The following is a 1,239-nucleotide window of genomic DNA, read 5'->3' on the forward strand; positions in this document are numbered from 1 at the left end:
GGATCTTCAAGCATTTCTTTAATACGTACAAGGAATTGGACTGCTTCCTTACCGTCAACGATACGGTGATCATAAGAAAGTGCCAAGTACATCATCGGGCGAACTTCGATGGAATCATCCGGCATCACCATCGCACGTTTCACAATGTTATGCATGCCTAGGATACCAACCTGCGGTGCATTCAAAATTGGTGTGGACATCATCGATCCGAATGTTCCACCGTTTGTAATCGTGAAGGAACCACCTTGTAAATCACTTAATGCCAATTTGTTATCGCGAGCTTTCTTACCAAGGTCAAGAATCGATTGTTCGATGCCTGCAAAATCTTTACGATCTGCATCACGGACAACCGGTACTACTAATCCCTCATCAGTGGATACGGCAATACCAATGTCATAGAATTTTTTAATGACAAGCTCGTTCCCCTGGATTTCCGCATTCAGTAATGGGAATTCTTTCAATGCGCCAACGACTGCTTTGGCGAAGAACGACATGAATCCAAGTTTGACCCCATTTTTTTGCAAGAATTTCTCTTTGCGTTCACTGCGAAGCTTCATGACAGCTGTCATATCAACTTCATTAAATGTAGTCAGCATCGCTGTTTCACGCTGTACATTTACAAGGTTTTTCGCGATGGTTTGACGGCGACGCGTCATTTTCACACGCTCAACCGGTTTGTCGAATTCCGTTTTTTCCGCTGCTTTAGGTGCTTCCTGTTTGGCTGGTTTGGATGCTTGTTTTGGCTCATCAATGGCCTTCGCTGCTGCTTCCACATCTTCTGGTCGAACACGTCCTAATGGATCACGAACCGCTACTTTACTCAAGTCGATATTCAGTTCGCGGGCACGTTTTCTAGCAGCAGGAGATGCAATAACTTCTCCGGAAGTGCCTTCACTTGCTGGTGCATCTTTTTCCGAAGCCTTTGGTGCCTCTGTTATTTCCTCTTTTGGTGCAGGTGCTTCCTGTTTTTCCGCCTTTGGAGCTTCTTCAGCTGGGGCTGCGTCACCGCCAGCTTCTCCGTTTTCGTCTACTTTTGCGATTGCGTCCCCTACTGCAACATCTTCGCCTGCTTCACTGAGGATTTCCGTGATTACGCCGGATACTTCAGAATTTACTTCCACATTCACTTTATCTGTTTCCAATTCAACAATTGGATCCCCTTTTTCCACTTTGTCGCCTTTTTGGACAAGCCACTCGGCGATGGTACCTTCTGTAATGGATTCTGCTAGTTCTGGAATT

At 45.7% G+C, this 1,239-nt stretch carries 1 protein-coding gene; it reads right to left on the bottom strand.

The window, feature by feature from the left end; translation table 11 throughout:
• Window positions 1–1,238 (bottom strand): 2-oxoglutarate dehydrogenase complex dihydrolipoyllysine-residue succinyltransferase (gene odhB / locus MN204_RS20250; protein ID WP_249872888.1); only part of this gene is annotated, 1,238 nt, incomplete at its 3' end.
• Window position 1,239: the final 1 nt, after the last annotated feature.

The sequence above is a fragment of the Oceanobacillus saliphilus genome (genome assembly GCF_023522835.1).
Taxonomy (GTDB): Bacteria; Bacillota; Bacilli; order Bacillales; family Amphibacillaceae; genus Oceanobacillus; species Oceanobacillus saliphilus.